This window comes from Alcanivorax sp. (assembly GCF_014762765.1).
Taxonomy (GTDB): Bacteria; Pseudomonadota; Gammaproteobacteria; order Pseudomonadales; family Alcanivoracaceae; genus Alcanivorax.
In genome coordinates this window covers 1-2,970 of sequence record NZ_JABURH010000082.1, presented here as the reverse complement: position 1 = coordinate 2,970, position 2,970 = coordinate 1, and the positions used below count along the sequence as shown (strand labels likewise).

Annotated in this window: 5 protein-coding genes; 4 read left to right on the top strand and 1 reads right to left on the bottom strand. The window is 57.4% G+C overall.

Translation table 11 applies throughout. The features are described from left to right. From HUJ17_RS03840 to HUJ17_RS03830, 3 genes are all read left to right on the top strand, one after another. A partial coding sequence (locus HUJ17_RS03840; RefSeq protein ID WP_290509428.1) for a hypothetical protein occupies positions 1 to 283 on the top strand: 283 nt, incomplete at its 5' end. Positions 284 to 354: 71 nt separating this feature from the next. Next, a complete protein-coding gene (locus HUJ17_RS16880; protein ID WP_365870861.1) occupies positions 355 to 702 on the top strand; it encodes a DUF3302 domain-containing protein in 348 nt (115 codons plus the stop codon). Next, positions 702 to 1,829 (top strand): HlyD family secretion protein, encoded by a 1,128-nt coding sequence (locus HUJ17_RS03830; protein WP_290509427.1) that lies wholly within the window; start codon positions 702 to 704, stop codon positions 1,827 to 1,829. Before HUJ17_RS16880 ends, HUJ17_RS03830 begins: the two co-directional genes overlap by 1 nt. On the opposite strand, the gene HUJ17_RS03825 is transcribed toward HUJ17_RS03830, so the two are convergent. Continuing rightward, the gene (locus HUJ17_RS03825) at positions 1,823 to 2,068 is read right to left on the bottom strand and encodes a hypothetical protein (protein WP_290509426.1); all 246 of its coding nucleotides are present in this window, start codon (positions 2,066 to 2,068) and stop codon (positions 1,823 to 1,825) included. The genes HUJ17_RS03830 and HUJ17_RS03825 overlap by 7 nt on opposite strands. Positions 2,069 to 2,145: 77 nt before the next feature. On the opposite strand from HUJ17_RS03825, the gene HUJ17_RS03820 reads away from it, so the two are divergent. After that, the gene (locus tag HUJ17_RS03820) at positions 2,146 to 2,742 is read left to right on the top strand and encodes a YigZ family protein (protein WP_290509429.1); all 597 of its coding nucleotides are present in this window, start codon (positions 2,146 to 2,148) and stop codon (positions 2,740 to 2,742) included. Positions 2,743 to 2,970: the final 228 nt, after the last annotated feature.

The window sequence follows — 2,970 nt, the reverse complement described above, 5'->3', positions numbered from 1 at the left end:
CTGGGCGGTGGGTAACGAGCCCGGCTGGCACCTGGCGATTTATCCGGAAGAAAAACTGGTATTTGTCGGCGATTACGGTGAAACCACGGTGACCACCCCGGACCCCGGTGCACAGACTGAAGGGACCGAAACCATCTATCAGACCAACACGGAAACCGCCCAGCTGAAAGTGGAAATCTCTGAAATGGCCTGTGAGGATACCATGAGCGGGGAGGCCTTCGAGTACCAGGTGAAGGTGACCAGTAATGAGCAGCTTTACAGTGGTTGTGGTCGGGACTTGTAGCCGATACATGGCTGGCATGGATTGCCGGAGGTGACGGGAGCTCACTGAAACTGACAAGGGGGAAGGACTGAATGTTGAGTTATCTGGCTCTGGGCTTGCTGATATTTGTGGCGCTGGTGCTGTTCTACGGCATCATTGTTATCCACGATATCCCCTATGAAATTGCAAAAAAACGCAATCACCCTCATCAGGACGCCATTCATGTGGCCGGCTGGGTAAGCCTGTTCACTCTGCATGTGCTGTGGCCTTTCCTCTGGATCTGGGCAACGCTTTATCGCCCTGAGCGGGGCTGGGGGTTTCAGCAAATACAGGAGCAGCAACAGGTTGATGAAGCCTTGCTGGTTGCCTTGCAGGAAAAGCTGGATGCCCAGGCTGAGCGGATTGCCGCCCTGGAAGGCAAGCTGGAGGAGAAAGCCTGATGGAAATGCTTATTCTCCTCACCTATACCGCGATCTGTGTTTTTATTTTCAAACTTTTCAAGATTCCGCTGAATAAATGGTCGGTGCCCACCGCGGTACTCGGCGGTGTGGTGCTGGTGGGCGCCATGGTGCTGGCCATGAACTACAACCATCCTTTCACCCGCAAGGTACGTCAGGTTTATGTGGTGACACCGATAGTGCCGGAGGTGCGTGCACGGGTACTGGAAGTCCCGGTGACACCGAACACTCCGGTGAAGAAGGGCGATCCCCTGGTGATTCTGGATGATACCCGTTACCAGGCCAGGGTCGCCCAGCTGGAGGCCCAGCTGGCCGACACCAGTCAGCTGGCACAGGGCAATGTGGCCTCTGTGGCGGAAGCTCGAGCCAGAGTCGCGCAGGTTACGGCCAAACGTGACCAGGCCGTGCGAACCCTGCGTCGCTACGAAGGCGCCTTGTCAGCATTCAGCAAACAACAGGTCGATACCCAGCGTGAACTCGTCACTGCGGCCAATGCGGACCTGCAAGCCGCCCGAGCCGCCTTGGCCAAGGCGGAAACACAGCTCAATGGTTCCGTCGATGGTGACGACCCGGCGGTTGCCGCCATCAAGGCGCAGTTGGATGAAGCACGCTTTGATCTGGAGAACACCATTATCCGCGCACCGGTGGATGGTTTTGTCACTCAGTTGGCGGTTCGCCCGGGCATGATGGCGGTGCCTTTGCCGCTCAAGCCGTTGGCCAATTTTGTAAACAGTGAGAAACGCCGCTATGTGGGTGCCTTCCGTCAGCAGTCCCTGTTGCGTTTACAGGCCGGCAACGAGGCGGAAGTCACGTTCACGTCGTTACCGGGGCAGGTGTTCACCGGCAAGCTTGTGGAGGTACTGCCCACTATTGCGGAAGCCCAGCTTTCAGCGGGACAGCAGTTGGTCGGCGGTGAAGCTTTCCGCCGCATGGATAATGAAGCGCTGGCAATCATCGAGCTGGAACCCAATGACAGTGTTGATGCTCTTCCGATGGGTGTCAGTGCCCAGGCTGCTGTCTATTCAGAGCATCTTCACCATGTGGCAATCATTCGCCGAATTCTGTTGAGGATGATGAGTTGGCAGCACTACCTCTATGTGGATCACTGATTCTCATCACGGGCGGCCATGTGCCGCCCTTTTTCATCCGGTGCCAGCAGATGATAGATAAATCGCCCGACGCCAAGCCATAACAGGGCACAAAGCCCAAAGAAGAAAATACTGCCATCCTGGTACAAGGCCCACAGCAGCGGTGCGAAAATCACACCGCTGACGGGCAGGGCAACACCGATGGCCAGCCGCTTACGGCGGCGCAGGCTGTCATCGTCTCGGCTGAGAGGATCGGTCATGGTAAGTCGCGTATTCGGATAAAGGCGGCAATTACCTTACCATAGCCGTTTCCTGCCAGTGATACCCGGAGTGTGCCATCAAAGGTTATCCCGTTCCCGCCGGTCCCGTTGACCGGGAGCTGCTGATCAACAAAAGCCGTTTCATCACCTGGCTGCGCCCAGTGGCAAACCGCGAACAGGCCATGGCGGTGATTGACGAGGCCAGAGCCCGTTATCCGGATGCCAGCCATCATTGCTACGCCTACCTGCTCGGTAACCCGGCTTCCGCTCAGGCCGCCATGAACGATGATGGCGAGCCCTCCGGCACCGCCGGCAAACCCATTTTCAATGTGATCCAGCACAAGGGCATGAGTGATGTACTGGTGGTGGTGATCCGGTATTTCGGGGGCGTGAAACTGGGTGCGGGTGGTCTGGTCCGTGCCTACGCGGCTGCAGCGGAAGCGGTGCTGGCGGAAGTGGAACGGGTGGAAAGTGTTCCGCATGTGACCTGCCGGCTGGAGTTGGACTTTCCCCTGGAGCAGCGCCTTCGTCACTGGGCGGACCAGAATGAATCCGAGGTGCTGGACGTGCATTACAGTCAATCGGTGGCGATGACGCTGCGTTGCCCGGCACAGTATCTGGAGGATCTGGAAAGTCTCTGTGCAGCGGAACAGATTGAACTGACAACGTTGTGACCGCTTTGGCGTACAGGGTGTCGTAATCGCCTCTGTCTTTCTTCCAGATCCAGGGGCAAGGTGATGATTGAATCCTGCAAGGCGAAGCTTGGAAGATGGCACGACCTCGCGGATAAAAACCCACACGGAGTCCTCATGTCAGAGAAACCGGTCATCGACCCGAATCCCCAGACCCTGCCCGATATCCTGGCGTCCCTGCCGGACGATACCCCCATCGTCATGCTCAAC